We start from the raw sequence: 486 nt of genomic DNA, 5'->3' as shown, positions 1-486 counted from the left end.
ATCATGCGTTCCTTACCGGGCGGCGGATCGGTGGCCAGATAACCCGAGACGTAACTGGCAGCCAGGCCGTTGGCGCGCAGGCAGGCGATGGCGAGCCGGGCGAAGTCCTGACACACTCCCTCGCGCGCCGCCAGCACCTCGGCCACCTGGGTGGACACCGTCGTCGAACCCGACCGGTAGGTGAAGTCGGAATAGATCCTCGACGTCAGTTCGCGCAGCACGTCGATCAGCGGCCGTCCGGGCACGAAACTCGGTGCGGCGTACTCCCGCACGGCATCGGTGATCTCCGGCGGAGAGAGGTCCAGAGTGAACTCGGCAGCCAGCGCGCCGTCCCCGCCGACCGGCCGGGCCAGCTCCCAGGGCGCCCGCGCGGATGCACCTGAATAGCGTTCGGGCTCAGGCGGATCCACCTCCACCACGGAGTGGCTGGTGATGCTCAGAGTGCGGTGACGTTCGGTCACGTGAAAATACGAGCTGATGTTGCCG

Annotated in this window: 1 protein-coding gene; it reads right to left on the bottom strand. The window is 67.3% G+C overall.

What is annotated here, in order from left to right; all coding sequences use genetic code 11:
• A partial coding sequence (locus RM704_RS44610; RefSeq protein ID WP_311593588.1) for a transglutaminase-like domain-containing protein occupies positions 1-461 on the bottom strand: 461 nt, incomplete at its 3' end.
• Between the last annotated feature and the right edge of the window lie 25 nt (positions 462-486).

The sequence above is a fragment of the Streptomyces gottesmaniae genome (assembly GCF_031845845.1).
In the GTDB taxonomy this organism is placed as follows: Bacteria; Actinomycetota; Actinomycetes; order Streptomycetales; family Streptomycetaceae; genus Streptomyces; species Streptomyces akebiae.
This window is presented reverse-complemented; position numbering and strand designations above follow the sequence as displayed.